This is a genomic window from Spirillospora sp. NPDC049652 (assembly GCF_040675125.1).
In the GTDB taxonomy this organism is placed as follows: Bacteria; Actinomycetota; Actinomycetes; order Streptosporangiales; family Streptosporangiaceae; genus Spirillospora.
Genome location: NZ_JBFAOF010001395.1, coordinates 1 through 1435, shown reverse-complemented (window position 1 = coordinate 1435; position 1435 = coordinate 1). Strand labels below are relative to the sequence as shown.

Below are 1435 nucleotides of genomic sequence, written 5' to 3'. Positions count from 1 at the left end.
CGCGGTCCCACGGCAGGGTGACGTCGACGGTCTCCTCGACGAGGACGCGCTGGTCGCGCTCCTCCTCCAGTTCCGCCTGGCGCTTCTTCAGCGCCTGCGCGACCGCGCCGCGGGCCGCGCCGACGCGCTTGCCCGCCTCGGCCTTGGCCAGCGGCGGCAGCGCGCCGATCTCCCGGTTGGCGAGGGCCAGCGGCGAGCGGTCGCCCGCGTGCGCGAGCCGGACGGCCTTCAGCCCGTCCAGGTCGGAGGCGGCCGCGATCGCGGCGAGCGCCGCGTCGCGGGCCCGGTCGAGCTCCGCTGGTTGCAACGCGGTCACCTCGACGGGGTCGTAGGACTTGTTGGGTGCAGACATGGTGATGTGATGACTCCGGTCGGCGTGGGACGTCCGCAGTCTAGTGCGCGGACGGGAAAGATCCGGAAAAGCGTGCGCGTACGCGCCGCCCGCACGGGGAGCCCGGTGCCGCAGCGGCTGAGCGGACGCTCAGGCGGTGGCGTGGTCGGGGGCCCCGGCGGGCACGGTAAATCGGAACTCGGCGCCGCCGCCGGGCGCGCGCCGCACGGTGATCGTGCCGCCGTGCGCCTCGACGAGGCCCTTCACGATGTAGAGGCCGAGGCCGGTGCCGCCGCGGCGGCCGGAGGCGGGCCCGCGCCAGAACTGCCGGAACACGCGCTGGGCGGCCTCGGGCGGAATGCCCTCGCCCTCATCGCGTACCGACACCGCGGCCCCCTCCTTGTGCGCGTCCGGCTCCACCACGATCGTGACAGTACCAGCGCCGTGCCGCACCGCGTTCTCCACCAGGTTGCCGATGACCTGGTCGATCTTGTCCGGGTCGAGCCAGAGCTCGGGCAGCTCGCCGCGCGGCTCGAACCGGAAGCGGTCGGCGGGCTCACCCGCCGCGACCCGGCCCGCGATGATCTTACGGACCTCCTCGGCGAGGTCGACGACCTGGCGGCGCATCTCCAGCCGGCCCGCCTCGATCCGGGACACGTCCAGCAGCTCGGTGATCAGCCGGGTCACCCGGTCGGCGTCGGCGTTCACCGTCTCCAGCATGACCAGCTTCTGGTCGTCGTTGAACCGGTGCCACTTGGCCAGCAGCGTCGCGGTGAAGCCCTTCACGCTGGTCAGCGGCGAGCGCAGCTCGTGCGCGACGGTCGAGACCAGGTCGGCGCGGTCGCGTTCGCGGCGCGCCCGGCGCAGGGCGTCGCGCAGGGTGACGGTGAACCGTTCCACACGCCCGTGCGCGTCCCTGCGGTAGGCGGCGCTCACCAGCAGCTCGGTGCCGTCCGGGAGGAACAGGGTCTGCTCGGGGTGCCGGCTGCGGGTCGCCAGGCCGTCGTACGGCGCGGTGCACTTCCACCAGTCGCGCCCTTCGGCGTCGTGCAGCGGCAGGACGTCGCGGAAGTCGTGGCCGAGCGCCGCCTCGGCGGCGACCCC

The 1435-nt window shown here is 74.1% G+C and carries 1 protein-coding gene and 1 pseudogene; both read right to left on the bottom strand.

Annotated elements, in window-relative coordinates; genetic code table 11:
* Positions 1-352: pseudogene (locus AB0J52_RS40520) on the bottom strand (phenylalanine--tRNA ligase subunit alpha); the annotation flags it as partial.
* Between the two features lie 129 nt (positions 353-481).
* The coding region (locus tag AB0J52_RS40515) for a sensor histidine kinase (protein WP_500188523.1) at positions 482-1435 on the bottom strand (954 nt) is incomplete at its 5' end.